We start from the raw sequence: 24,396 nt of genomic DNA on the forward strand, positions 1-24,396 counted from the left end.
CATTCTCCTTTTTCTTTATTCTATATTTTGTAGAAAGATGGAAGGGGCGAACGTTTATATGAAAATAGGAAATGGGATTGAAATGCTTGAAATATCCGCAGAAATGATGGGGGCTGTACAGACGATTCACCCTGTATTGATTTGGGATGACAATGAAGCTCTATTGATTGATACGGGTTTTCCTGGACAGCTTCCACTCTTTAAAGGAGCGTTTGAAAAAGCAGGCGTCCGGATGGATTCTCTTTCCACTATCCTCATTACCCATCAAGATATTGACCATATTGGCAGTCTTTCCGCTCTTCTTGATGAAGCAGAAAGAGCTATAAAGGTATTAGCCAGCAGCGTGGAACAGCCTTATATCCAAGGGGATAAACGATTACTGAAGATTACGGATGAGGCTATATCTAAAGTGGAAGCAAGTCTCCCTTCAGATATTCCCGAGCAATGGAAACAATCATTTATTTCTATTTTGAAAAATCCGCCGAAAGCTCCTGTCGACCGCGTTATAACGAAAGGAGAGGTGCTTGATATTGGAGGCGGATTGACCGTCCTCGCTACCCCGGGACATACTCCCGGACACATCAGCCTTTTCCATCATGCAAGCAAGACATTGATTGCCGGTGATGCTATGGTGGTGGAGAATGGAGAACTTCAAGGCCCTTCACCGGCCGTCACAATTGATATGAAGTCTGCCATGCTTTCGCTTAAGCAGCTGCTTGAACTGGATATCGACAAAGTCATCTGCTACCACGGCGGTCTGTACGAAGGAAATATCCATAATAGAATCAAACAAATTCTTGAACAAAAATAAACAAAACCCCCGCCAATCACGACGGGGGTTTTCGTCTGTTCTATTTTAGTTAAAACGGGCATCGCTTAATATGCGGCCGATTTCTTCCATATGACCTGTTTCATCTGCGATCATATCGTCAAGTTTCACAGTCAGTTCTGTCAATCCAAGCTCTTCTGCCTGCTTCTTGCGCTTCTCATAGCGTTCGATTGTATCCTTCTCTGCACGGTGCGCTTCTTCAAGCATCTCCTTAACATCTGTCAACTGCTTCACTTCAGCAGGCTTCGTTGTCGGTGATCCGCCCAATGTTTTGATTTTTTCCGCCAAGTACAATGCATGTCCCTGCTCATCGCTGATCTCACTTTCAAAGAAAGGCTTCAGCGTTTGACGATACAAACCTGATACTACAGCTGCATTGTATGTATACATAATGGAAGCAGCATACTCGTTTGCTAAATCCTCATTTAAACCATCGATTAACTCTTTCATTTTTTGATCCATGAATACATCTTCCTTTCTTCTTCGATTCTATATGTACTTTACCCGTTCTAATAAAAAATAATCATCCACTGAGGGAATTCATCTGGGGTAACGCTTTTACCAGTGATCCAAAAAAGGATTCCGATCGTTATCTTGTTAGTCATTGTTATAAAATGTTCAACATTTCGCTACCAATCGTTCACAACCTTTCGCGTTATAAAAGAAAATACCCACTATACTTAAGTTTGAAAATGTGAAAATCAGTTAAAAATTAACTACTAATGGGAGGTGGTTTCTATGAGGATACATAAGGGCCGGTTATGGTTATTGCTTTTAAGCCTTTTGGTCATCTTCAACTTATTGACTCCAAAATCAGCCGATGCCCACGCTGTACTGCTGTCTGCTTCACCATCTGAAAACAGCACGCTAAAAACAGCACCAGATCAAATTATTCTTACGTTCAATGAACGGCTAGAAAGCAGCTTATATGAAATTAAAGTGAAGGACTCAAATGGGAAAGAAGCAGATTCCAGCAAGGCATTGCTGAGCAAAAACCATCACCAAATGTCACTCAAGCTGCCTCCATTGAAGAATGGTGTCTACTCAGTGACATATAGGGCCACCTCCCAGGATGGACACCCTGTTGGCTCAACCTATGTATTTTCTATCGGGAAGCCTCTTTCGGATTCCGACAAATCACAGATTCTAGGCAGCACCGGAAGCTCCAGTCCATTCGGGCTCGTCTGGTTTTTCCGCTCCATTTATTACGTAAGCCTCCTCCTGCTTACCGGATGGCTTGCATGGCGGATAATTTCACCTGATTCATTCATAACAATGCCAAACGAAAAAAAATGGCTGATGCGCATGAAATGGTTTTATTTATACATGATGATCATCATCGGAATCGGGCCAAATGCCGATGTACTGTTATCCGGACACTCCCTGAATGTGAACAACCTCATTCCTTTCTTTACTGGTACAGCATTTGGAATCACTTGGGGACTGTCACTTATCATCAGCATTGCAGGATTATGGATTGGCGGAAAATCAAAATGGTTTGACGGCTTCTGGATCCTTTCCCTTTTGGCACTTGAAGGGGTAAACGGACACGCGAATACAACTGTCCCAAAAATATTTGGCATCACTTTTGATATTGTCCACTTAGGTTCAGCAGCCATCTGGACAGGCGGACTATTCTATATCCTGATTTTCTGGAAAAGCCACCGCGAACAAGCGAAGAAATTCATTCCACGTTTTTCTCAAGGTGCGTTAGCAAGCATGATCCTTCTGTTTTTAACAGGCGGAATCCTGACTTTGATGCTCGCAGGAGATACCTCTTATCTCACTAAAGATTTATGGGGAATCCTCTTGCTGTCAAAAATCGGCTTAGCATGCGTTGTCCTTATAATCGGGGCCGTCTTGCGCAAGAAAGTGGCCACGATTCAAGAGAATGGCTTCCGCAAATGGTTCTGGGCAGATCTGACGCTCATGATTCTCATCACTGCCATCGTTGGGGGACTTACATACACAAGCCCTCTTCCAGAAAATAAACCGATAGAGTGGGCAAGCACCCAAAATGGCTTTAAGGTTTCTACAAATGCTGCACCTGCACAGCCGGGGATAAGCAGCCACATCCAAGTGAAGATAGATACTCCCGACGGGCGAAATCCAAATGATGTCCAACTAGTCTTGAAGCCGTTAGGAAAAGAAGAAACGGAACCTATCCAGGTCCCGCTAAAATCTGATAAAAATACAGGAAACTCATTCCTCTATAGTGCTGACGGGATTTACTTCCCAGCACCTGGGGATTGGCAGATGGAAATCATCGTTTACGACAGCAAGGACAACTATTCCGTTTTCAAAAAAGAGTTCACTCTTTATGAAATAAATACTCAATGAAAGCAGGTAATTTAAAATGAAAAAAGCATTGAAAATGATTCCACTCGCATTCGTATTACTGTTTGCTTTTGCAGGCATGGCAAGCGCACACGTTGTGGTATTTCCAAAAGAAGTACAACAGGGAACTTATGAAAAATTCACGGTAAGAGTACCATCCGAAAAAGAAACGGCTACCACCATGGTGAAAGTCGTTGTACCTGAAGGAGTCGACATTTCCAGAGTAAAAGCAATTCCAGGATGGTCTTATACATTCGAAAAGGATGCAAGCGGCAAAGTAAAAAGCATCACATGGAAAGCTGAAGATAAAGGAATTGCCTCTACTGAATTCGGTGAATTCGATATGCAGGGAAAAGTAAGCGACAATGCCGATCAATTGATCTGGAAAGCCTACCAAACCTATGCAGATAACAGCGAAGTAAAATGGATCGGCCCGGAAGATTCCGATAAGCCTGCGTCCATCACGGTTGTGAGCAAAGCTACAGGTGAGGAAGCCGATCATCACGGCGCCCATTCAACAGCAGCTGTTCAGAGTGAGGAGAATGAGGATGACGCTTCATCCCTTCCTCTCTATCTTTCCATTGGGGCATTGGTGATTGCCGTCCTTGCCTTTATCGTTTCGTTGATGAAGAAAAAATAATCGAAGGCTACAAGTTCCAAGAGCCCTGCTGAATTGATTCAGCAGGGCTCTTCTCATGCGCGAAATGTTTTTCCAAGTTCTTTACCAAGCCCAAAGTAGTGGCGGAAGTTATAGATAAGCGGACTCCATTTTGCAGGATCAATATAATTCTCATCTTTTATAATCGTTTCCGAAGCATGAAAATGGATGGCTTCTGTTTCAACGATTGCAAAAAACGGGTCGTATTCCGGAATACGGATATGATTGACTTTCGCTTCAATCTGGATGGGACACTCTTGAATCCGTTGAGGAATTACCGTCTTAGATTCAAAAGGTGTAAGTCCCGCAGCTTGGAACTTGTTTTTCATATAAGAAAAACCAATTTCCTTTTTAAAATTCGGCACTTCCAATTTCCCAGTGTAAGAAGCTATTTTTTCAACTTTCCCCCACAAACTAGGATCGGGGAGGTTTAGCGTGCATTCCTTATGTCTTTCCAAATTCTCGATTGCTTTTCCTCCAAGGCCGATTCCAAGAATGATATTTTTCCCTAGTGCCCAAGAAGAGGAGATAGGACTGATATTCGTGGTGCCATCTTCATTGAGCGTATTCAATAAGACAACCGGCGTTCCATAATACATGACTTTCGGATGGATTTCCTTTATGTTTTCCTGCGTTTCTATTTTCATTTCATTCCCTCCATTCATTTACTCATCCATTGTATATTTTTTACATTTCAATTATCATCGAAATATGGATGTAAATTAATGAAAGGTGGAATAAGCATGAATCCCAATATTTCTTCCGTGGCCGCTGCAATCAGTGAACCTTCAAGAGCTGCCATGCTGGTTTGTCTTATGGATGGCAGTGTTCACCCTGCTAGTGAATTGGCACTTGCAGCTAAAATTAAGCCCCAGACAGCGAGTTTTCATTTGAACAAGTTGATGGAATCCAACTTGATTTGTGCAGAAAAGCATGGCAGACACCGATATTATCGACTAATCAATAATGAAGCAGCTGAAATAGTTGAGAAGCTTTTGCAAATATCCCCTCCTGCTCCCGTCAAATCCCTGCGTCAAGCAAGTGAAAAGAAAGCCATTGACTACGCCCGTACTTGCTATGACCACCTTGCAGGACACGTAGGGGTGGCACTTACCACTATGATGATCGACAAAGGCTATTTAAAAAAAGATGATTTAAACTTCATTTTGACGCCTGAAGGAGAACAACTTTTTACTAGGATGGAGATTGACCTCGAAGAAGCTAAAAAGAAACGAAGGGCTTTTGCAAAATGTTGTTTGGATTGGACAGAACGCAGATACCATTTGGCCGGATCCCTTGGCCATGCACTTTTAGAAAAGATGTTTGAGCTGGAATGGCTGACGCGCATCCCGGGCACCCGCGCGGTTAAAGTGACCGCCAGCGGAAAAGCCGGCCTAAAGGAGTTTCTCTCAATTGAGTTATGAAGAACAAAAAAAGCTTCCCATGAGCAGAGTTTCGTCTGCTTGCGGGAAGCTTTTTGTCTATTTCCTCATCCTCTTACATCCGTTATCGGAATATAAGGGAAATGCATGCCCGTTAGATAAATAGCCGGAACCATCAAAATCACCAGTCCTATCCATAGCCAATCCAAATAGCTGAAGCCCAATTGGTAATAAAACGTCCTTTGTGCGCTGCTTTTAAAACGCTTGGCTTCCATGGCGACTGCCATACGATGCGCCCGGCGGATGCTTTGGGAAAGCAATGCAATGGAGTAGGTCTGCATCATGTGATAGACGCCTTTCAGCCCACTCCTTTTCTGTATGCCCCTGACTTTAAGGGCGGAGCGGATGGTTTGGAATTCTGCAATCATAATCGGAATCAATCGGATGCCTGCCATGAAGCTGTACGCGTATTTCGGGCTGAGCTTCAGCTGCTGCATCAGTGAGTAGAACAAATAGACCGGTCTGGTGGTCAGACTGAATAAAAGGCCCAAAAGGGAAAACGCGAAAGCCCTCAATCCGATATGCAAGCCCCTGATAAAGCTTTCTTTTGAAACCTGGATGATTCCCCAATGAATCCATTGTTCTTCTCCGGTCCCGAATAAAATCATCGGAATTGCGGTTGTCAGGGAAATGAAGAAAAACGGAAAGGCAATCCAGAATACTCTTTTGAATGGGTGGCCAGAAAACGCAAACAGAATGATGGTCAATAAGATGGCGAAATTCACGAGAACATTAGGGTTGTTGATGAATAAGGCTGCCAAAAATAGAATCAAGAGACTGAGCAGCTTTAAGGATGGGTTGACTTTATGAAGCCACGTTTCCTGATATCGAAAAGACCTATGCATGGTAAATCACCTCAGATGGATCAATCAAATTCAAGTGTACATCTTCTTTTACAAGCTCTCCGTCCTTAATCTCCCATACCTTTGTAGAATAGTTCTCTATAATTTCCGGTTCGTGGGTAATCATCATGATTGTGGTCCCCTGTCTTCTCCAATGCTCCATCATTTCCAGGATGGCAAATGTATTTTTGGCATCCTGTCCGAATGTCGGCTCATCTAAAAGGACAATGCCAGGCTGTGAGACAATGGCCGCTGCAACACTCAATCTTCTTTTCTGCCCCATGGAAAGCTGATATGGATGCTGGCTGCGGCATCCATTCAAATGGAACATGTCGAGCATTTCTTCTACCCTTTCCTTCACTTCTTCTTCTGCCTCGCCTCTAACTCGGAGGGTGTAGGCAATTTCGTCATAGACCGTATGGCTGACAAATTGATGTTCCGGGTTTTGAAATACAAAGGTGATATCTTGTGTTAAGTCATCCGTTTTCCCTGCAGCCTTTCCATTGATCATGTACTTTCCTTTGGTGGGGATGAGCTTCATTAAACTGTGAAGGAGAGTACTTTTACCCGCACCATTTTTGCCGATGATACTAATCCAATCGCCTTTCATCACAGAGGCATGCGGGATGGAGATACGCTCTTCTTTCCCATAAAAGCCTCGAAACTCATTTAAAGAAATCACTTCTTTATTTGCTGGAAGATGCGATGATTTCTCTTTTTCACTCAAATAATCGCTCCATGCCCCCGGATACCAGATCCCTTGCTCCATCATGGTTTCCTTATGATCAAGTAGAAGGGAATGCGGCGGGCCTTCAGCAGCGATTGTTCCATCATCGCTAAGCATGATGACCCTGTCCACCAGATCCCAAACATGCTCCAGCCTATGTTCAACAATCACCATCGTTTTACCGACAGCTGCGTTATGGATGGTTTTCCAAATGTCCTCCGTTCCTTGTTGATCGAGCATCGCCGTCGGTTCGTCGAGGAACAGGACTTCCGGTTCCAAAGCAAGTGCAGAAGCTATAGCCAGTCGCTGCTTCATCCCCCCGGACATGCTGTTGATTTCATGATGGATATCGTTCAAGGAAAGGCCAACGCTGTTTAAAAGTTCATGGATGCGCTGCTGCATGGTTTCAGGCTGTACATTTAAGTTTTCAAGAACAAAAGCGAGTTCCTCATCTGCATATGGCATACAAAACTGCGAATCAGGATCTTGAAAGATATATCCCCATGATTCCGGCGTTTGAATGGTTTCTGCTTTCATGGGAATTTCATAAGAGTGCGGAATTATCCCGGCCATCACCTGAAGCAGAGTTGATTTCCCGCACCCCGACGGTCCAATAAGCAGCACCTTTTCTCCTTGATTGATTGGAAGAGTGAAATCCTTAAAAACAAGTCCTTCATTTCCGGGATATTTCAGCCGTAAGTTTTCCACTTTGCAAATGGTGCTCATGCTGCTCACCTCATCATTGATCAAGAGAATCGTATTCCTTTTTGGAGATTGGCCTTAGCATGCCGGTCACACCTGTCTGCTCTAGAGCCTTCACCAAATAGTAGGCAAAGACGCCGGAAATCAGGACGGATCCAATGAGCCTTGCGACAAGATATAAGGTGAGATTCCACGGGGCCAAATCTCCAATGTACCCTTTGTACCAGTCCATGGCGATGGAACCCGCTGCAGATCCTATAGAAGCGAGCGACACTACCAAAATGTCGTATCGTTTATAGCGGAATAACAAGAAAACAAGCTCTGCAAGCAAGCCTTGAATCACGCCGTATATGAGCACCTCGAGTCCCCATTGGGAACCAGTCAGGAATTCACCGCTGGCGGCAGCAATCTCTGCCAATAGAGCAAGCCCAGGCTTTCGAATCAAAAGATAAGCGACCGTCCCGGCCATAAACCACATGCCGTAGATCAACTGATCAATATGAAGGCCAAGGGTAGCCGCAAAACTATACAGCGGCCCCCACACCTTGTAAATCAAACCAAACACGATTGCCACCACAATCGTCACCAAAACATCCGTCAACTTCAGTCCATTCTGACTTCTGCTCATCGTACTCCCTCCTTCTCGCATAAATCGACAAATTCCGTGGCATGCCTGTCACCTGGAGTGTTACTTGGAGTGTTACTTTGCCACTTCTCCTTCGTGTAGGCCATTTCCCAGAATTGCAGTTCGTATTGGCTGCTGATAATGAATAGTTCTTTCATTTGCGCCCTCTGCTTTTCAGTTGCTTCTTCTGCCAACACATCAAGGCGGTGGATCTGTTCTTCCACAAGCGTTCGGAACCACTCGCCGCCATAGGCTGCAATCCATTCCTGATAGATGGAGTCTTCCGGTTTGCAGTCTTTCAGCCTCTCCCCGATTTCATAGTAAAGCCAGTAGCACGGCAGCAATGCAGCGATGATTTCTCCTAATCCTCCAAGGCTGGCCGCTCTGTACATATGTGATGTATAAGCATAGGCTGTTGGCGCCGGCTTGAACGATGCCCGCTCTTCTTCTGTAATGCCCATCAGTGTTGAAAATTTGCTGTGAAGGCTCAACTCCGCCTCAGCTGTGCTTTGGGCATGAGCGGCCATTCGGCTCGTCGTTTCCATATCCAATGCTTTTGCAGCACCGAATGATTGGACGCGTGCGAAATGGCTTAGGTAATATGCATCCTGCATCACATAAAACCGGAATTTCTCTCTGGATAAACTTCCTTCTCCCAGCTCACGCACAAATGCATGGCGGAAGCTCGCTTCCCAAATTTCATTAGCCGCTTGTCGGCATTCTTTTGAAAATGACATTTCGTATTCCTCCTCTACTGCTTTTCCCACTACTTCTCCCAGCTGTGCCAGAATGATTCAAGCCAATAAAAAAACCGCTCCTGCACAGGCAGAAACGGTTGTCGTTTAACTTCATCAACGAAGCAGCCTCGCTATATAGCGAGATGCACCACAACCACTTCCCTACGCTAGTACAAACTAGATCAGGTTCTAAGGGTTAAGGCTTCTGCCTCTCTCAGCTTTCGCACCCCTAGTGGAAAATCGCGTATTCATTTTTACATCACCCATGTTACATCACTCATTTATAAATGACAAGGAAAGAAATTTCTCATCCATCCAAGAAAGCGATTCATTCATATTTCTGCAAAAATGGACCATCCTATGGAGGAGATTAATTCCATAGGAGGAATCGTGATGACGGATAATAAATTTGTGGTTTTATTAATGATGACAATCTTTAATATGATTTTAACCATCATCTTCAGCGGCATTCTGATTTCAAAAGCAAACCAGCTGGAGGCGAGCATGGATCAGCCGAAACAGGAAGGGAAAAAATAAAGATAAAAGCGTCCCACTCTCCTCTTAAATTAGAGATTGCGGACGCTATTTTTATCCTCTTGGCCACCAAAGCATGACGCCCACTCCGATGATGCAGATGACAGAGCCGATCCAGTCGAATGTATCCGGGGTTTTTTTATCAATTCCCCAGCCCCAAAGAACAGAAAGGATGATAAACACTCCACCATAAGCAGCATAAACCCTGCCGAACGAAGGGAAGCTCTGAAGCGTCGGGATGACGCCATATATAACAAGGATCAAGCTGCCGAGAATTCCATACCAGAATGTCTGGCCTTCACGCAGCCAAAGCCAGACAAGATAGCCGCCGCCAATTTCAGCCAGCCCGGCAAGAATGAACAAGACTATAGTCATAATGCCTATTTGCCCCTTTCCCTTTATAGAAAACAGTTTACCAGTTTGTCCCTTTTTTATTAAAAAAAGAAAAAGGCATGGATTTCATCCCGCCTTTTAGATTTATACAAATGATTTCTTGATGTCATTGATTATGCAAATTCATAATAAATTGGTTCTAGTATGCTATTTGTATAGAAAACTATTAATCAACTAATTGATTAATATGAATTGGGTACTTTTGAATAATGCTGTGCGCATTTTCCAGCACGACTCTGATGAGTACACAAAACTTTTTGGTCTCGGCTGCTTTTTCGATATTATCCGGAATGTTCAAAACAAATGAAAATGTGCCAGTTTTGTTTGGCGAGCAGTCATGTGAACAAAAAACGGATCGGCTGTTAATCGTTTCTTCCTTCTTTTGAAACTGATCGATGCTGATTAGATCGATGTCGTAGCGCTTGATTTTCTTTTTCGCGCTGCCGCCTTTTACTTCAATTTGGCCGTTGATGCAGCCGCCTTTGGAATAAACGTCGTTATCTAAATACAAGCAAGCCTTTGGCATGCCGATTTTATTTTTTAATAATCGTTCATGAAATAGCATTCCCATCACCTTGTGTCAGAAAATTAATGAATTCCAGCAGCCTTGTGTAAAGACAAGGCAAACCTTCCGAACGGTCCTGCTCAGATTCACAAATAACATAATGCAACTTTTAATCCAAAATTACAAGACCTTTTTTGTAAATATTTTTTTCAAATTAGTGGGAATAACTGGATAGCTGGATTATGGTCAAAAATCTGCACGAATCCTGTCGAAAAACATTCGACAGGTGACTGTCACTACCCGGTTTTTGTCGAACGAGTTCTTCTGTTGGATATCTTGGGGATTGTGCCATTATAATGTGAGTGTTGAACGAAATAAGTCGCAGAATATTAATATAGAGGAGTTGTTTTTTCATGAAAGTAGAAGTTTGGTCAGATTACGCATGTCCGTTTTGTTATATAGGGAAACGCAGGTTTGAAGGTGGATTGAAACAATTCGCCCATAGTGATGGGGTGGATGTAGAGTTTAAAAGCTTTCAATTGGACCCTTCTGCTCCTCGTGACAACGAGCACGATATGCATACATTGCTCGCGAAGAAATATGGAATGAGCGTCGAGCAGGCAAAGCAGATGAATGCACAGATGACCCAGCAGGCTAAAGAAGTGGGACTCGACTACCACATCGACACGCTGATTCCGACAAACACTTTCGATGCACACCGACTGACACACTATGCCAAGACGCAAGGAAAAATGGAGGCATTGAAAGAAAGACTCCTAAAAGCTTATTTCACTGACTCTCTCCATTTAGGGGATCATAAAACATTAGTGAAATTGGCCGTTGAGGCTGGACTCGATGAAGAAGGTGTACGTACCGTTCTGCAAAGCGATGATTTCGGAGTAGAAGTCAATCAGGATCAGCAAATCGCTGCCCAAATTGGAGTGACAGGCGTCCCGTTCTATGTGTTCAATCAAAAATATGCTGTCTCAGGTGCACAGCCAAGCGAAGTCTTCCTGGAAGTCCTGAATAAAGTGTGGGAGGAAGAACAGGAGAAGCTGCCGCTGAAGGTGCTGACTCCGGAAAACGGGGGCAATGAAGACCCTTCCGGAAACTGCGGAGACGGCAGCTGCAGCATTTAATATCATTCGTTTCTTAAGGATAATCCTTTTCATTGGGTTATCCTTTTTTGCTGCCGCTGCCAGGCTCTTACCGTCCCGAATTTTGCCGAAAAAAAGAGGCTTTTCCACAGCAACTTGTGCGGATAGCCTCTTTCTTTTTCGATGTCCAGCTTCAGTCCAACCTCGGCGCCTCTGGACAGCCGGCTTTTCTAATTTAATCGATGAGCCTCTCGATTTTTCTCTTTTTCCAGAAAAGCTGGTAATATCCGTACTGCAGAATCAAGCTGACTATGAAGGCTGCAGGATAGCCGAGCCAAATGCCGTTGATGCCTAAGTCTGTGTAGTGAGAAAGCAGATAAGCTACCGGCACCTCCACTGCCCAAATGGAAACAATGCTGAAAACCGTCGGCCACAAAACCGTGCCGCTTGCCCTCATCGAAGCAGTAATGATCTGGGCATGGCCAAAAATCAAGTAGCTCCATAATGTGATGACCAAAAGCCCCTCCGCTATATCAAGCGTATGCTGATTGGTGATGAACAAAGCAAGAATGCTTTTGGAAAATAAATAGACCAGGATGATCAGCACACCTCCCATGATGTAGTTCAGGATAATCCCGCTCTTTATCACTTTCTGGAGACGATCGAATCGATTTCCACCAATCGCCTGAGCCGCAAAGATCGATACAGCGATTCCTAAACTGATGGCAGGCATCTGGACGTAGCTTGCTACCTGATTCACCGCACCATAGGCTGCCGTTGCGTCAGATCCGTAAGCATTGACAAAAGCAATGACGGCAATTTCCGAAAGGGAGAGCAGGATCATATTGACACTCGCAGGCACACCTAGGCGTAAAAGAAGCTTCATAAGTTTCCAGTCAATCTTTAAGTGCTTCCTGACACTCGCATCGAATTGAAGCGGGTGCTTCACCATTTTCAAATAAAGCAGCAGAAGGAAAAATGTCAATATGGTTGAAATGACCGAAGCATAAGCCGCACCATAAATCCCAAGCTCAGGGAGTCCTAGCCACCCGAATATCAAGACCGGAAGCAGGACAATATTCAATGCCGTACTGACAATCAAGGAATAAAATGGCGTCTTAGAGTCCCCGGTCCCCCTCATGAAAGTGGTATAGACAAAATACATAAACATGATCGGCATGGACCAGAAAAGAATCCTGGAATAATGGACCGTCACTTCGATAATATTATCTGGCGTCCCCATAATCCTTAAAATATCCCACGCAAATATACTACCAAGGACTGCAAGCACCAGCCCTAAAAGAAACGTCGATGTGAGCGTGGTGCCGACGATCGCTTTCAAACGCTCTTCATTCTTCGCTCCATATGCCTGCCCCACCAGGATGGAACTGCCGGAACCCAGTCCGATTGCAAAGGAAACAAGCAGGAAGAACAGCGGGAAAAACGCTGAGATCGCAGCAAGGGCATTGACTCCCAGATATCTTCCCACCACGATGCTCCCTACCAGCTGTCCAATGGATTGAAGCGCATTGCTGAGCAGCAGCGGCACAAGAAAAACGACCATGACCCGCCAAATCGGCTTCTCTTCCGGACTTCCTCCTATCATCTCTTTACTGCCTTTTTGCATTTCTTTCGGTGTATCCATATCCCTATCCCCTTTGTAGTGAGATGCATGTATGTAAGCTCATCCTATTTCTCAAATCAATAGATATTAATTCAGTATGGTCCCACTCTATCCCTTCTAAAACAAAAAATTAATAAAGTAAAAATGATAAAAAAACACCGCCATCCTCGATTAGCGGTGTCTAAACAGTTATTAACAGTTGTTAATTATGTTGTTCTTTTGAATTCATTTTCAAAAAAGAACGTCTTAGGATGTTCCGAAACGATATAGGAATAGGTTTTCATATGTTTGACATATTGGCATTTTAAAATGGTGACCGATTCACCCGTTTCTTTCACTTGAACGATATCACCGCTGCTGAATTGATTTTTTGAGCCTTTCAATGGCACACTTCCCTTCATATTTCCATTATACCATTATTGAATGTCCGTTATCGGGAAGAATTCTTACCATTTTGTCATTTCGTGAATTCTGAAAGGTCCAATTCCCTCGATGGGGTGGTATCAGCAAAGACCGAACGCCTGATAATCTGCAGCGCATGCTCATTCGCCTTTTTGCTCTCCGAGGCAATGCAATCCTCCGGAACCCAAAGGTCATACTCGCGCATGTAGGCATCATTTGCGGTGAAAAGAACGCACATATCTCCCGCAACGCCAGTCAAAATCAACTTTTCTACACCCATTTGATTCAAAAGAATTTCAAGCTGGGTTCCAAAAAAAGCGGAATGCTTCGGCTTAATGATAAAAAAATCATCGTCATCCGGCTCTACTTTTTCCACAATCGGGCTGCCCGGGCTGCGGCGGCATTCTTTGATGATTTCAGAGGCATTATCCTGCCACTGGCCAAAATTATCATTGACATAAATGACCGGGAGTCCTTTTTCCTTGACCCTTTTCTTAAGTTCCATGAGATGGTCAGTCATCGGGAGTGTATATTTTAATAAGTTTTCTCCTCCCTCGAAGTCCATTTTATTGATCATGTCGATAATCAATAAAGCTGCAGAAGCCTTTTTCATCTCATCCACTCCTTTTATATGGATTCTTCCATTTTCCGCACGCATTTAAACATTTTTATCATAAGGAAGCGACAAAGAAGTGCCTGTCAATTAGAAAAGCGTAAGCGCCCTGAAAGGCCCGTCCAGCATAAAACGGAACTCGTAGGAAATCCTGATTTCCCTAGAGTTTTGGCTTATGACTTCGAGGGGCAGGGCGCTGAAGCTGGACACGCCCCGATTTTTGTCGAAAAAAAGCCGCCAATTGGCAGCTTTCATACTCATCTTTCTTTAAAGCGATAGCGGTATTGGATATAATATGGCCGGTCATCAGTGCGGTTGGTCCATCGTCTCCACGCGCTATTGTGCTTCACTTCCTCTTTTGTCACCAAGGGAACGGCCTCGTTTGGATTCAAGTGGATGATTCCGGACTTGATGGTTTCAATCACTTTATCATTCCGGTCGAAAAAGGCCACTTCCACTTGGGCGAGCATTTCTTTATCGTGCATGTTTTTGATAAAAACTAGATTTTCATAGTCGTCGTCCCTACAGCTGGAGCTTTTTCCATAGCAATGCTGGCCGGATTCAGCCAATACGGCGGCAACCGCATCGTCGGGAGCTGCCTTCTTTTCCATCTCTTCAAAAGACGTCTTAGCCCTATCGATGGCTGAACTGTAAATATACTTTTCACCTGCAGGCATGATGAATATAAAGATCATTAACATTGAACCTATGAAAACACCGAAGACAACTGTCAACTTCCCCAGCGTGGATGCGTAAGAAGCGATGCTCTTATTTGTGAGCACTCCCGCCAATGCTGAAATGATAAAGATAAGAGCAAAGATTCCTCCCGTCACCCAGCACATGATTTTGATTTCTTCCCAAATCGGGAAAAAGGAGAAGTGATACTTCTGCCAATAATGAAGGTTCATAGCTGCAGCAATCCCAAACACGACAAGTGCAACAGCACCCCCGGCAATAAAATATCTTCCAAGTGTTTTCCAGTGGCGGTGATCCATCAATCCGAAAAGAAAAATGATTATGGGGACGGTTGAGCATAGGATCAGTAAATAAGAAATGATCATGCCTTCACCCCCATGTCATCAAGGAAATAAAGCAGTTGATTGTCATCGGTAAACACAGCCTGAAACGGTTTCTCCTGCAGCTTTTGCTCGAATACGATCTTAAAATCCTTTCGTTCCTTCTCCGCCAATTTTTCATACATCTCTTCAATTGAAGATGGATTTGTCTTGGTCGAAGTGAACAAATAAAAATATTCATCATGCCAGTATGAATAGACCTTCCAGTTCAGCCATTTATAGCCGATTCCTGTCATCCGCCTGATCTTTTGATGCGAAAATAATTGGTGGGCCTCTGCAAAGGAGAATTTCCTCATCTTCATGGAAATGGGGTAGCAGCCATGCAGCTTTTCCATCATCTGTAGAATGGAGGACTTTCCATCATCAATTGTCCTGGAGTCTCTCCAAAGCCTTTTTCCTTCATGAATCACATTTGCCTCATCTATTTTTTTCAAATCCCTCATCGTTTCATTGAAAAAGCAGATTTCATCACGGGACAGACGTTCTTCATCGAAACCGGATTGTTCAAGCTCCTCAAACACCGCCAAGTGAATCTCAAAGTCCCCCCTTCGCCTCCGCTGCGGTATTCGCTCTCGATAAAAAGCGGAAGCGATTTTTTCCATAATCCGATGGTATAATTCCCTTTCTTTCAGTTCCTCCAACAAAGACTGCTCTCCCAAACTGCGCATCTGATTCTCAGTATGTTCAATCAAGTAAGACTTCGAGTACCTGCCTTCTCTGGAAAAAATCCATTCCAATATTCTGTCGGATTCACAAAATAGAAGCCGAGCCGTTATGTTTTTTGCAGGTATGTACTCTTCCAATAAAATCTGCCGGTTCTTGAGATTGTCGAGTAGTTCCATGCCACATCCTCCCCTTTCTTTTCCTGCTATAAAACTTATTCCTATACCCCGGAAACAATAAAAAAACACACCCTTTTTTACAATTATTTGTAAAAAGGGTGTGTGTCTTTTGAAACGGGATTATACGCCCATTTTCCGTCTAGTATTGCTTGGCTTTTTCGTCATCTGCGATTTCATTTTCTGCGTTTGCTTGACCAATCCGGTATCATGCTTTGTTTCCTGCAATCCTTTTTTCTCAGCAAGCTTTTGTTTCATGGCTTCAGCCAAACTGACTTTCTTCTTTTCGGTCATGTGTTTTATCTCCTTAAAGGAATATAGTTTCCTTCATTATAATCGGCAGGCGAACCCGATACAAGACAGAAAAAAATCGGGTGGTGCACTACCCGATTTTTGTTGAATAAAAGCGTGCTATGTTTGAAATCGTTTATTTTCAAGGATGGTCACTTTCAGATTGGTCGTTTCAGCTACTTTTTTCGTGTTCTCCACCAGTTTAAGGATATCGAGGCAGCACTGCTTTGCGCCTTTTACTAATAACGGGATGCCAATGCTGTCTATTTTCAGTTCACGTGAAAAGAAGCCTCCCATCGTCATGGAAAAAGGAACGGTCGGTGATGTGTTGGAGAAAATGATTTTTTCATCCTGGTCAAAGCGATCCAACAGCAATAAGCTCAGATCCTTCAGACCATGGATCAAATGCTTATCCCGCCTCCTGCCGATGGTATACACCGGGTTATCCAGCTCATCCATCCCATGAAAAAAAATCTTTCCTGCATCTGTAGGAGCCAGTGCATTAAAATAATCCGTCTGTAAGATTTCTTCTTTCGTAAGCTCCCGATTCTCAGGCAATTTTTTTAAATGGTAGGCTGCTGCCAGTGCAGTCGTATGTGTGCCGCCAAAATCATTGTAGATATATATCACATGATCATCCCTTTATGCAGTATCTAAAGGATATGATTCCCAATCTTTTGGCGGTCATTCATATTAATGCTTTTTTATCACTGCCGGCTCAGGCAGAAAAGACCTTCTTATCCACAGTATACCGGTCCAGTACATCCCGATTGATAGCATATCCGATTCCGGGGCCGGAAACCGCTAGAACAATCCCATTTTCCACTGTGACTTCCGGTGAAATAATGTCCTCTTTCCAATAATGCCTGGATGGGCCCGTATCTCCCGGGATGGTAAATTGACTGAGCGATGTCAGCGCAATATTATGGGCCCTTCCCACACCTGCTTCAAGCATCCCCCCGCACCAGACAGGGATTCCATGCTCCTTGCATAGATCGTGGATTTTCTTAGCCTCGGATAATCCGCCTACCCTGCCAATCTTGATATTGATAATCTTGCAGCTTCCGAGTTCAATGGCTTCCTTTGCATCTTTAAAGGAGCAGATGCTTTCATCAAGGCAGATAGGCGTTTTCAGCTGCTTCTGCAGGAGGCTGTGTTCCAGGATATCATCCGACTGCAGCGGCTGCTCGATCATCATCAGGTTAAATTCCTCCAGCTGTTTAAGTACGCCGATATCCTCCAGCGTGTAGGCAGAGTTGGCATCGGCCATCAATGGAATATCGGGATACACCTTCCGCACCTCCCGGATCACTTCAACATCTTTTCCAGGTTTGATTTTCAACTTTATTTTACGGAGGCCGTTTGAAATTTTCCCCTCGATTACTTTCAATAATTCTTCGACAGAATCATGGATGCCGATGCTGACTCCCACTTCAATCTGTTTTTGTTCATCGCCGCCCAATGCCTGCTTCAACGAAATCTGATTGTTCTTCGCATATAAATCCCAAATGGCTGTTTCTAAAGTAGACTTCGCCATCCGGTTCCGGCGGATCGGAGCGAACAATTCGTTCGCTTCATCAGGGTGGTGAAATGTTTTGCCTAAAATAGCAGGGATCAAATAGTTTTCAAGCATCAGCTGATTGGTTTCGGTTGTTTCTTCGTTATAAAATGGACCTGTCATGGCCACAGATTCTCCCCAGCCGCTGTTTCCATTCTCATCAATGACTTCCACCAAACAGAAATCCTTTCCCGTTTCAGTCCCGAAGCTTGTCGTAAACGGTTGATTCAATGTCATATTCAGCCTTCGGAGTACGACTTCTTTTGGATGGATGGTTTGACTATTCATTCCCATTCCCATTCCCTTTCATCTCCTCTTTTTGCAAAGTTTTGAGCACCGCTTTTGACAAGATATCCATTCCATAGAACATGGCTTCTTTTCTGAACGTCATATGCGGATGGTGTAGCCCAGGCTCCAAATCACAACCCAATCCGAGCATGGTCGCTTTAAGATGCGGCCTTTTCATCGGGTAGAAGTGAAAATCCTCGCTGCCTGTCGTTACAAGGGCACCGTCATGATTTTCTTTGCCAAGCACCTTGCAAATCGCCTCTGCCATCAATTCTTGTGCTTCTGTATTCATCGTTGCAGCAGCAAGGTTGGATGGAATAACAAGGTCGATCTCCACTTTGTAGAAGTTCCCAACGGATTCAGCAGCAGCCTTTACATGTTCCATTAGGGACGTCATGACTTCATTCGACTGAGAGCGCATATCCAGGGTGAATTCTGCCTGACCCGGGATGATATTATGGCTTTCCCCTCCAGCATGAAGTTTGGTCATCTTGACCGAGTGAGGAATCATGGGATCGATATGTATATGAGAAAGTTCATTCAACAGCGTTGAGGCCACTTCGATGGAATTGGTGCCAAGATGAGGCCGCGCTGCATGGGCATCCTCTCCTTTGATGGTCCCGCGGATGGACTGGCTTGCTCCATGCAAAATGGCAGAAGCCGCATGGCCAAATTTGGTCTCCTGTATCGGCCGAACATGAACCCCATACAAATAGTCCACATCATCGACGATTCCCTTTTCAATCATTTTCAACGCACCTGTGCCTTTTTCTTCTGAAGGCTGAAAAATGAAGCGGATGGTCCCTTTCGGCAGCTGCTCCTGCTGATTCAGGATTTTCATCGCACCGATGGCCATGGTCATATGGGAGTCGTGTCCACAGGAATGGTTCGCTCTGAATTCCCCATCTACCTCCTGCCAAAGTGCATCCATATCTGCCCTTAATGCAACGACAGGCTTCCCTTCGCCGATTTCCCCCACAACCCCAGGACAGTCGTCGAAGGTTTTCGTCCTGCATCCATGTTCTTCTAGGATCTCTTTAATATAGGCGGTCGTTTTATATTCCTTCCAGCTGATTTCAGGGTTTTCATGCAGATGGTTAAAAATTTTCAACAATTCTTCTTTTTGATTGGCATCTAATGGTTTCATTGTTTTCCCCTCCGTTTTTTCTTCTCGGTTGTTCATTTCACGCAAAACTTTTTGGAATTCTCTTGGATAAACATGTTCTTTCTAGACTCCCCCGGGTTTGCCTGCTTCAAAGATACTCCCGCCAACAGCGCATTTAAAATGGAATAGACAACGGGCACAGTCTGCAGAATGGATTTTGCCGGGAGATTCAATACAAATAATTGATCGGCAATCTTCGTGATCGGCGCTGTCGGAGAATCCGTAATGGCTAGTACATGGATTCCACGTTCTTTCGCCTCTTCTGCCAGCATGATGGTATCCATAGCATATCGGTAAAAAGAGAACACAATGAGCATGCTTTTTTTCGAAAATCGATCGAGGCCTACATCTGATTCCGGCCGATAAAGAGTAGCTCCTCCACGCAGGAGATTCAATGTGTAGGACAGCCAATGCGCCATCGAAAAGGATGCATGCAATCCCGCCACTAATATTTCGTCTGCTTCGTTGATCCTATCAACAGCCGTTTCAAATTCTTCTTCTTTAAATCCTTTTGCCGCTTCACTTATATTCATTTGATCCGACAGCATCACTTCGTGGAAATAAGGAATCTGTTCCTGATTATCTGCCACTTTTGTTTTCTTGGCTCCTAAATCAAAAATGTATTCTCTCACTTCTGTCTGCAGATCACTGAAACCACCATATCCAATTGCGGTGCAGAAACGAAGGACCATCGTTTCACTGACACCAATGAACTCTCCAACCTTTTTGGCTGGGTGTGTTGCAAAGGCAGTGGGATCTCTCATTAAAAAATCCGCTACTTTCTTAGTTCCTTTTGTCAGCTCTTCATATTGTGCATTTATCCTAGAAATGTAGTTGGACAAAATGAATCCACTTCCTTTTCCAATATATACAAATTATTTTATGAAGTATTCACTTCAAAATTTATTGCATTGAAGGATATACTTCAATATAATATATCACAAAGGTCAGAATATTCAATATTATTTGCATTCAAAGGGGGAAATAATGTGAGTTTGCAAACAGAGCCAAATGTACCGCACCAGAAAAAATCAAGATTTAGAATGCCGGATGCCTATGTACTGTTGTTTGTCATTGCCTTAATCTGTGCAATCGCTACGTACATCATCCCAGCCGGTGAATTCAAACGAATCACAAATGGGACAATCACTCAGGCTGTTCCCGGCAGCTATCACACCGTAGAAAACAGCCCAATTGGATTTGTAGACTTTTTCACAGCCTTCCAGCAAGGTATGGTGAATTCATCTTCCATCATCTTTTTAATTCTATTCACAGGCGGTACTTTAGCCATCCTTGAAAAAACAGGGGCAATCAACGGACTTATCCATAATGTCGTCAATAAGTTCAGAACAAAGGAATTATTATTCATCGCTGTAGTTGGAGCATTGTTCTCCATCCTTGGAACAACCGGAATCGTCGTCAACTCCGTTATCGGCTTCATCCCGATCGGCATCATTGTTGCAAGGGCGCTGAAGTGGGACGCAGTAGTCGGCGTTGCCGTCATTTATCTAGGTACATATGCTGGATTCAACTCCACCATCCTGTCGCCTACACCGCTTGGATTGTCGCAAAAAATCGCTGAACTGCCGCTGTTTTCCGGCATCGGACTGCGCACTGGCATCTATGCCGCGTTTTTAGTAGCAACGGTCGTTTATATTTATTTCTATGTAAGGCGTTTAAGAAAAACGGAAAAGAGTATCCTTGGCGAAGACTGGTTCCCTAGTAAAGCCCTTCTTGATGAAGAAGAAAAAGTGGATGTGCCATTTACAGGCAGACATAAACTTATCTTGGCAGTAACCGGATTATCTTTGGTCGGCTTCCTTTGCGGCGCTCTATGGCTGAAATGGGGCGACCATGAAATGGCCGGGACGTTTGTCTTCATCGCCATCGTGAACGGATTGATCGGCAGAATGGACGCAAACAATATTGCACGGACATTCCTAACCGGATGTCAGCGGTTAGTATACGGAGCATTGATTGTTGGGATGGCAAGAAGCATCTCCATCGTTTTGGAAAACGGAAAATTGCTTGATACGATCGTCAATGGATTGGCAAGCCTTTTGGACGGCCACAGTCCGCTCCTGGGTGCGCTTGGCATGTATGTATCGAGCGGACTGCTTCACTTCCTGATCTCTTCTGGATCCGGTGAATCCGTCATCTTTATCCCAATCCTTGCACCACTTGCGGATTTAATGAATATCACACGCCAAGTAGCGGTTGAAGCCGTTATGCTTGGTGAAGGGGTAGTCAACTGCATCAACCCGACTTCAGGCGTCTTGATGGGTGTGCTTGCTGCGAGCGGAATCCCTTACGGAAAATGGGTCAAATTCATGGCCCCGCTAGCACTAATCTGGTTCGTCATCGGACTCGTGTTCATCACAGCAGGCGTCCTTATCCATTGGGGTCCAGTTTAAGCGACATCAAGGATCAAGGTGACAGGCACCACCCGATACGCCCCGAAATATGTCGAAGAAAGGAGCCGCTTCACGGAAGCGGCTCCTTTTTTGATTTTATATTAATATTGCATTCTCTTTTTATAGTCCGGGCTGAGCTCGCTCCAAACGTCGAATCGATTACCGTCCAAATCTTCAAAGACAAAATTCCTGCCTGCATGTCCCCTGTCTTCGATTTCTCCTATTTGGATTCCGTTTTGGGTAAACTCCCGATGAAGGGTTTCAAGCGACTCCATCCCATCCACTTCGAATGTCATCGAAAACCGTTCCCTTCCATTGGCATCAATGAAGTTCGCCGTCTCACCCTCTTTTGCTTTCACTAGGAAAAAGCTTTGATTCGCAAGATTGATGATGGCTTTTTCATCATCCTGGTAGGAAATGACTGCTCCCAGTTTTTGTGCGTACCATTCTGCAGAAGCACCTGCATCTTTAACTGGTATATAGGTAGTTCCGACCCTTAACAAACTGTTATTCACTTAATCTGCCTCCTTGTTTATTTTTTTAAATCATCTGGCGGTAGTTTATAAAGGACATTACCTTCCCCATCCAAAAACTCCATCCGAGGTATATCATTTTCATCTACAACCATTCGGATTCGATCCTTTCCTTTCGAATCCATCAATTTCACAGAGACTTCCCCTTTCTTATTTTTCCCCATGAAAGCTCGCTGAGTACTTCCTTTCCACACTTGATCTATAGCTTCCGCCTTCGCTTCGTCATCCAAATGGGATTCTTCGATTTCTTTTGTCTCATCCAATTGCTGTTTAAGTGAAACATCTGGCCTGTCAAAAATATTGAAGCCATAATGCCGCTCACCATTGTCATCTATGTACATCATTTGAACCACTTGATCCTGTTTATACTGATCAAACGTCATAGAAGCCGAGGCACGGTAATTCCCTTCCTCATCCCGTTCATTTCCAAATATCATTCCACCGCATTCGTCGCCTTCATTATTAAAGAACATGATTCCCGCAAATGGATTGTCGTCCCTGTGCCCTGGAAGTATATCTTCTCCATCCATCAGAGCAGGAGGGATGTGATCCTGATTAAAAAGGGTCATCCTCACAGTTCCCTGCTTGTCCACAATATTCAATTTCTCGAGTTCAAGTTCAGTCATTTTATTAGTTTTTTCGTCAATCACTTTTGATTCTCCTCTCTTCCTCTAAAACAATACTTCTGTAAAAAAGAGGAATATCCTTCTTGATTTAGATTTTTCTGACTTTTCGGAAGGAGATTTGGCCACACGCGACTGTCACGCCCCGGAATTTGTCGAAGAATGACGGTTGATTCTTGGCGTGTGGTCGACTGCCCGGCGGGAGTCAGGCTTATTTTGTTTAGTTTTCGCCGCTGGCGCATAAGCAGTTGTTTTTGGCGCATTGGCTCCTCTCAGCGGCGCATAAGAGGATTTTTTCCGCGCATAGGATGGTGGAAACGGCTCATAGAAGGCCCACTTTCGCGCATAGAGCCATTAAGTACACTTCATTTCAACTTAATCCCCTTCAAATATCCTCTATTTCACCCTTACGTAAATGAAATTCTCAACGAAATACACAATTTTCATCCTTCAGTTACTCCAATATGCTAGGCATCATGAAAATTTCAGGCACTTAAAAAGGAAAATCAAAAATAAAAAGGTCATTCCTCATTCATACGAAGAGAAATGACCTTATCTTATTTAGATTGACTTTACCAGTAAGATTTCATCCCTGATGGGAATTCCATTCTCAGCGATTAAGGGAATTTCCGGCTTTCGTTTCCTCGCTGCCTCAACTGCATTGGGGAAAATCTCTGCCAGCCGATATCCTCTCCTCTGATAGAATCTGAGGGCATGGATATTGTCGTTGGTCGTAATTAGTTTCATCTTATTGCATCCTGTGGTCTTTGCAGCTTCTTCTGCCGCACTAACCAAAGAAGAGCCAATTCCCTTGTTTTCTAAGAGGCTGTCCAGCGAAACAATTTCACATTCCGACCCTTCGATGCTGTACGTGATTAGCCCTGCGATACCGCCATCATCATCAACCATAGCAAAACCATCCAGCTGGTCGCAGTGGTAAATGCCGGTGGACAGGACCATTTCCGGACTTCCCCAGTGTTCAACAAAAAAATTTGTCACTTCATTCTTTTTTAAACTATGTAGGCTCCATACTTTCATAAAAATTCCCCTATTGTGTTTTTTTACCTCTTTAGTGTAAAATTACACAAAAGAGGAGTTGATAATTTGAAGAAATTGATCATACTTTCGATTTTCGTAAGCTTTTTGAGCATAGCTTCAGCGCCATTTATTTTCATTTATATTCTAAACCACGGAAACCCTATAATGAACCATGTAATTGGAAAAGAAGGAAAGGAATATCTAAAAGCTGGAGGCTATTCAAATAAAGATATTTTAAAGCAGGCAGCATATCCTAATTATCAATCGATCAACCGAAACTATTTTAATACGATTTACCAAGTGGTTTTTAAGGATGAACCCGAAATGACTTACTACTATGGAAAAGAGAAATATTTTGGAGACATTGTTCAATTTTGTGAAAAAGATACTAAAGAAGGGGGAATTTATACTAAAACAATTACTACAAAGACAGAGCATAGTGAGGCCTCTTGTATATCAATGAATGAAAATAGAATATCAGGGTTCCAAATCCGCCCCTAGTTA

General features: G+C 43.8%; 29 protein-coding genes and 1 riboswitch. Of the genes, 8 read left to right on the plus strand and 21 right to left on the minus strand.

Features of this window, described 5'->3' with window-relative positions; genetic code table 11:
• Nucleotides 1-58 precede the first annotated feature (58 nt).
• Entirely contained in the window at nucleotides 59-811 is a 753-nt protein-coding gene (locus DFR59_RS16010; RefSeq protein ID WP_114746671.1) for an MBL fold metallo-hydrolase, read from the plus strand.
• Nucleotides 812-856: 45 nt separating this feature from the next.
• On the opposite strand, the gene DFR59_RS16015 is transcribed toward DFR59_RS16010, so the two are convergent.
• Nucleotides 857-1,291: a ferritin-like domain-containing protein gene (locus tag DFR59_RS16015; RefSeq protein ID WP_114746672.1), complete on the minus strand. Its 435-nt coding sequence runs from the start codon at nucleotides 1,289-1,291 to the stop codon at nucleotides 857-859.
• A 276-nt stretch (nucleotides 1,292-1,567) separates the two neighbouring features.
• On the opposite strand from DFR59_RS16015, the gene DFR59_RS16020 reads away from it, so the two are divergent.
• The gene (locus DFR59_RS16020) at nucleotides 1,568-3,169 is read left to right on the plus strand and encodes a copper resistance CopC/CopD family protein (RefSeq protein ID WP_114746673.1); all 1,602 of its coding nucleotides are present in this window, start codon (nucleotides 1,568-1,570) and stop codon (nucleotides 3,167-3,169) included.
• A 16-nt stretch (nucleotides 3,170-3,185) separates the two neighbouring features.
• Nucleotides 3,186-3,806 (plus strand): YcnI family copper-binding membrane protein, encoded by a 621-nt coding sequence (locus DFR59_RS16025; RefSeq protein ID WP_114746674.1) that lies wholly within the window; start codon nucleotides 3,186-3,188, stop codon nucleotides 3,804-3,806.
• 53 nt (nucleotides 3,807-3,859) lie between these two features.
• Here the strand turns inward: DFR59_RS16025 and DFR59_RS16030 are convergent, their stop codons facing one another.
• Nucleotides 3,860-4,471: a flavin reductase family protein gene (locus tag DFR59_RS16030; protein ID WP_114746675.1), complete on the minus strand. Its 612-nt coding sequence runs from the start codon at nucleotides 4,469-4,471 to the stop codon at nucleotides 3,860-3,862.
• A 96-nt stretch (nucleotides 4,472-4,567) separates the two neighbouring features.
• Here DFR59_RS16030 and DFR59_RS16035 point away from each other — a divergent pair, with 96 nt between their 5' ends.
• Complete coding sequence (locus DFR59_RS16035) at nucleotides 4,568-5,248, plus strand: ArsR/SmtB family transcription factor (protein ID WP_114746676.1); 681 nt, start codon at nucleotides 4,568-4,570, stop codon at nucleotides 5,246-5,248.
• A 65-nt stretch (nucleotides 5,249-5,313) separates the two neighbouring features.
• Here the strand turns inward: DFR59_RS16035 and DFR59_RS16040 are convergent, their stop codons facing one another.
• The 4 genes from DFR59_RS16040 to tenA are packed head-to-tail and all read right to left on the minus strand — an operon-like array spanning nucleotide 5,314 to nucleotide 8,899.
• Entirely contained in the window at nucleotides 5,314-6,111 is a 798-nt protein-coding gene (locus DFR59_RS16040; protein WP_114746677.1) for an energy-coupling factor transporter transmembrane component T family protein, read from the minus strand.
• A complete protein-coding gene (locus DFR59_RS16045) occupies nucleotides 6,104-7,561 on the minus strand; it encodes an ABC transporter ATP-binding protein (protein WP_114746709.1) in 1,458 nt (485 codons plus the stop codon). Before DFR59_RS16045 ends, DFR59_RS16040 begins: the two co-directional genes overlap by 8 nt.
• Before the next feature lie 13 nt (nucleotides 7,562-7,574).
• A complete protein-coding gene (locus DFR59_RS16050) occupies nucleotides 7,575-8,165 on the minus strand; it encodes an ECF transporter S component (RefSeq protein WP_114746678.1) in 591 nt (196 codons plus the stop codon).
• Nucleotides 8,162-8,899: a thiaminase II gene (gene tenA, locus DFR59_RS16055; protein ID WP_114746679.1), complete on the minus strand. Its 738-nt coding sequence runs from the start codon at nucleotides 8,897-8,899 to the stop codon at nucleotides 8,162-8,164. The genes DFR59_RS16050 and tenA overlap by 4 nt, the downstream gene beginning before the upstream one ends.
• 142 nt (nucleotides 8,900-9,041) lie before the next feature.
• Nucleotides 9,042-9,140, minus strand: a riboswitch (TPP riboswitch).
• Nucleotides 9,141-9,292: 152 nt separating this feature from the next.
• Between tenA and DFR59_RS20135 the strand changes: the two genes are divergently transcribed.
• Entirely contained in the window at nucleotides 9,293-9,436 is a 144-nt protein-coding gene (locus DFR59_RS20135) for a hypothetical protein (protein WP_158538421.1), read from the plus strand.
• A gap of 51 nt (nucleotides 9,437-9,487) precedes the next feature.
• On the opposite strand, the gene DFR59_RS16060 is transcribed toward DFR59_RS20135, so the two are convergent.
• Entirely contained in the window at nucleotides 9,488-9,808 is a 321-nt protein-coding gene (locus tag DFR59_RS16060) for a YnfA family protein (RefSeq protein WP_114746680.1), read from the minus strand.
• A gap of 184 nt (nucleotides 9,809-9,992) precedes the next feature.
• The gene (locus DFR59_RS16065) at nucleotides 9,993-10,391 is read right to left on the minus strand and encodes a sporulation protein (RefSeq protein WP_158538422.1); all 399 of its coding nucleotides are present in this window, start codon (nucleotides 10,389-10,391) and stop codon (nucleotides 9,993-9,995) included.
• 353 nt (nucleotides 10,392-10,744) lie between these two features.
• Between DFR59_RS16065 and DFR59_RS16070 the strand changes: the two genes are divergently transcribed.
• Entirely contained in the window at nucleotides 10,745-11,470 is a 726-nt protein-coding gene (locus DFR59_RS16070; RefSeq protein ID WP_114746682.1) for a DsbA family oxidoreductase, read from the plus strand.
• 193 nt (nucleotides 11,471-11,663) lie between these two features.
• On the opposite strand, the gene DFR59_RS16075 is transcribed toward DFR59_RS16070, so the two are convergent.
• From DFR59_RS16075 to DFR59_RS16115, 10 genes are all read right to left on the minus strand, one after another.
• Nucleotides 11,664-13,034 (minus strand): MATE family efflux transporter, encoded by a 1,371-nt coding sequence (locus DFR59_RS16075; RefSeq protein WP_425454721.1) that lies wholly within the window; start codon nucleotides 13,032-13,034, stop codon nucleotides 11,664-11,666.
• A gap of 224 nt (nucleotides 13,035-13,258) precedes the next feature.
• Nucleotides 13,259-13,435 (minus strand): hypothetical protein, encoded by a 177-nt coding sequence (locus tag DFR59_RS16080; protein ID WP_245948504.1) that lies wholly within the window; start codon nucleotides 13,433-13,435, stop codon nucleotides 13,259-13,261.
• Between the two features lie 74 nt (nucleotides 13,436-13,509).
• Nucleotides 13,510-14,067 (minus strand): cysteine hydrolase family protein, encoded by a 558-nt coding sequence (locus DFR59_RS16085; protein ID WP_114746685.1) that lies wholly within the window; start codon nucleotides 14,065-14,067, stop codon nucleotides 13,510-13,512.
• A 257-nt stretch (nucleotides 14,068-14,324) separates the two neighbouring features.
• Entirely contained in the window at nucleotides 14,325-15,128 is an 804-nt protein-coding gene (locus tag DFR59_RS16090; RefSeq protein WP_114746686.1) for a hypothetical protein, read from the minus strand.
• Nucleotides 15,125-15,985, minus strand: coding sequence for a hypothetical protein (locus DFR59_RS16095; protein ID WP_114746687.1), 861 nt, complete (start codon nucleotides 15,983-15,985; stop codon nucleotides 15,125-15,127). Before DFR59_RS16095 ends, DFR59_RS16090 begins: the two co-directional genes overlap by 4 nt.
• Nucleotides 15,986-16,105: 120 nt before the next feature.
• Nucleotides 16,106-16,276, minus strand: coding sequence for a hypothetical protein (locus DFR59_RS20285; protein WP_170137284.1), 171 nt, complete (start codon nucleotides 16,274-16,276; stop codon nucleotides 16,106-16,108).
• Between the two features lie 117 nt (nucleotides 16,277-16,393).
• Entirely contained in the window at nucleotides 16,394-16,903 is a 510-nt protein-coding gene (locus DFR59_RS16100) for a DUF3189 family protein (protein ID WP_114746688.1), read from the minus strand.
• A gap of 88 nt (nucleotides 16,904-16,991) precedes the next feature.
• Nucleotides 16,992-18,131, minus strand: coding sequence for an o-succinylbenzoate synthase (gene menC / locus DFR59_RS16105; protein ID WP_425454717.1), 1,140 nt, complete (start codon nucleotides 18,129-18,131; stop codon nucleotides 16,992-16,994).
• Nucleotides 18,112-19,266 (minus strand): M20 peptidase aminoacylase family protein, encoded by a 1,155-nt coding sequence (locus DFR59_RS16110; protein ID WP_114746689.1) that lies wholly within the window; start codon nucleotides 19,264-19,266, stop codon nucleotides 18,112-18,114. Before DFR59_RS16110 ends, menC begins: the two co-directional genes overlap by 20 nt.
• A gap of 32 nt (nucleotides 19,267-19,298) precedes the next feature.
• A complete protein-coding gene (locus DFR59_RS16115; RefSeq protein WP_114746690.1) occupies nucleotides 19,299-20,126 on the minus strand; it encodes a MurR/RpiR family transcriptional regulator in 828 nt (275 codons plus the stop codon).
• A gap of 201 nt (nucleotides 20,127-20,327) precedes the next feature.
• Here DFR59_RS16115 and DFR59_RS16120 point away from each other — a divergent pair, with 201 nt between their 5' ends.
• Nucleotides 20,328-21,698 (plus strand): YfcC family protein, encoded by a 1,371-nt coding sequence (locus DFR59_RS16120; RefSeq protein ID WP_114746711.1) that lies wholly within the window; start codon nucleotides 20,328-20,330, stop codon nucleotides 21,696-21,698.
• Nucleotides 21,699-21,799: 101 nt separating this feature from the next.
• On the opposite strand, the gene DFR59_RS16125 is transcribed toward DFR59_RS16120, so the two are convergent.
• The 3 genes from DFR59_RS16125 to DFR59_RS16140 form a co-directional block, all read right to left on the minus strand.
• The gene (locus DFR59_RS16125; RefSeq protein ID WP_114746691.1) at nucleotides 21,800-22,213 is read right to left on the minus strand and encodes a VOC family protein; all 414 of its coding nucleotides are present in this window, start codon (nucleotides 22,211-22,213) and stop codon (nucleotides 21,800-21,802) included.
• A 17-nt stretch (nucleotides 22,214-22,230) separates the two neighbouring features.
• Entirely contained in the window at nucleotides 22,231-22,881 is a 651-nt protein-coding gene (locus tag DFR59_RS16130) for a hypothetical protein (RefSeq protein WP_245948505.1), read from the minus strand.
• 534 nt (nucleotides 22,882-23,415) lie between these two features.
• Entirely contained in the window at nucleotides 23,416-23,892 is a 477-nt protein-coding gene (locus DFR59_RS16140; protein WP_114746693.1) for a GNAT family N-acetyltransferase, read from the minus strand.
• Nucleotides 23,893-23,958: 66 nt separating this feature from the next.
• Between DFR59_RS16140 and DFR59_RS16145 the strand changes: the two genes are divergently transcribed.
• Nucleotides 23,959-24,393, plus strand: a complete 435-nt coding sequence (locus DFR59_RS16145; RefSeq protein ID WP_158538423.1) for a DUF3139 domain-containing protein — start codon at nucleotides 23,959-23,961, stop codon at nucleotides 24,391-24,393.
• Nucleotides 24,394-24,396 lie beyond the last annotated feature (3 nt).

It is taken from the genome of Falsibacillus pallidus (assembly GCF_003350505.1).
Lineage (GTDB): Bacteria > Bacillota > Bacilli > Bacillales > DSM-25281 > Falsibacillus > Falsibacillus pallidus.

Excerpts from the sequence above, each read along its gene's own strand:
- DFR59_RS16140 (WP_114746693.1), bottom strand. The coding sequence starts at position 23,892 with ATGAAAGTATGGAGCCTACATAGTTTAAAAAAGAATGAAGTGACAAAT.
- DFR59_RS20285 (WP_170137284.1), bottom strand. The coding sequence starts at position 16,276 with ATGACCGAAAAGAAGAAAGTCAGTTTGGCTGAAGCCATGAAACAAAAG.
- DFR59_RS16090 (WP_114746686.1), bottom strand. The coding sequence starts at position 15,128 with ATGATCATTTCTTATTTACTGATCCTATGCTCAACCGTCCCCATAATC.
- DFR59_RS16010 (WP_114746671.1), top strand. The coding sequence starts at position 59 with ATGAAAATAGGAAATGGGATTGAAATGCTTGAAATATCCGCAGAAATG.
- DFR59_RS16060 (WP_114746680.1), bottom strand. The coding sequence starts at position 9,808 with ATGACTATAGTCTTGTTCATTCTTGCCGGGCTGGCTGAAATTGGCGGC.
- DFR59_RS16120 (WP_114746711.1), top strand. The coding sequence starts at position 20,328 with ATGCCGGATGCCTATGTACTGTTGTTTGTCATTGCCTTAATCTGTGCA.
- DFR59_RS16065 (WP_158538422.1), bottom strand. The coding sequence starts at position 10,391 with ATGCTATTTCATGAACGATTATTAAAAAATAAAATCGGCATGCCAAAG.
- DFR59_RS16020 (WP_114746673.1), top strand. The coding sequence starts at position 1,568 with ATGAGGATACATAAGGGCCGGTTATGGTTATTGCTTTTAAGCCTTTTG.
- DFR59_RS20135 (WP_158538421.1), top strand. The coding sequence starts at position 9,293 with ATGACGGATAATAAATTTGTGGTTTTATTAATGATGACAATCTTTAAT.
- DFR59_RS16045 (WP_114746709.1), bottom strand. The coding sequence starts at position 7,561 with ATGAGCACCATTTGCAAAGTGGAAAACTTACGGCTGAAATATCCCGGA.
- DFR59_RS16050 (WP_114746678.1), bottom strand. The coding sequence starts at position 8,165 with ATGAGCAGAAGTCAGAATGGACTGAAGTTGACGGATGTTTTGGTGACG.
- DFR59_RS16030 (WP_114746675.1), bottom strand. The coding sequence starts at position 4,471 with ATGAAAATAGAAACGCAGGAAAACATAAAGGAAATCCATCCGAAAGTC.
- DFR59_RS16025 (WP_114746674.1), top strand. The coding sequence starts at position 3,186 with ATGAAAAAAGCATTGAAAATGATTCCACTCGCATTCGTATTACTGTTT.
- DFR59_RS16070 (WP_114746682.1), top strand. The coding sequence starts at position 10,745 with ATGAAAGTAGAAGTTTGGTCAGATTACGCATGTCCGTTTTGTTATATA.
- DFR59_RS16015 (WP_114746672.1), bottom strand. The coding sequence starts at position 1,291 with ATGGATCAAAAAATGAAAGAGTTAATCGATGGTTTAAATGAGGATTTA.
- tenA (WP_114746679.1), bottom strand. The coding sequence starts at position 8,899 with ATGTCATTTTCAAAAGAATGCCGACAAGCGGCTAATGAAATTTGGGAA.
- DFR59_RS16085 (WP_114746685.1), bottom strand. The coding sequence starts at position 14,067 with ATGAAAAAGGCTTCTGCAGCTTTATTGATTATCGACATGATCAATAAA.
- DFR59_RS16110 (WP_114746689.1), bottom strand. The coding sequence starts at position 19,266 with ATGAAACCATTAGATGCCAATCAAAAAGAAGAATTGTTGAAAATTTTT.
- DFR59_RS16095 (WP_114746687.1), bottom strand. The coding sequence starts at position 15,985 with ATGGAACTACTCGACAATCTCAAGAACCGGCAGATTTTATTGGAAGAG.
- DFR59_RS16035 (WP_114746676.1), top strand. The coding sequence starts at position 4,568 with ATGAATCCCAATATTTCTTCCGTGGCCGCTGCAATCAGTGAACCTTCA.
- DFR59_RS16075 (WP_425454721.1), bottom strand. The coding sequence starts at position 13,034 with ATGATAGGAGGAAGTCCGGAAGAGAAGCCGATTTGGCGGGTCATGGTC.
- DFR59_RS16040 (WP_114746677.1), bottom strand. The coding sequence starts at position 6,111 with ATGCATAGGTCTTTTCGATATCAGGAAACGTGGCTTCATAAAGTCAAC.
- menC (WP_425454717.1), bottom strand. The coding sequence starts at position 18,131 with ATGGGAATGGGAATGAATAGTCAAACCATCCATCCAAAAGAAGTCGTA.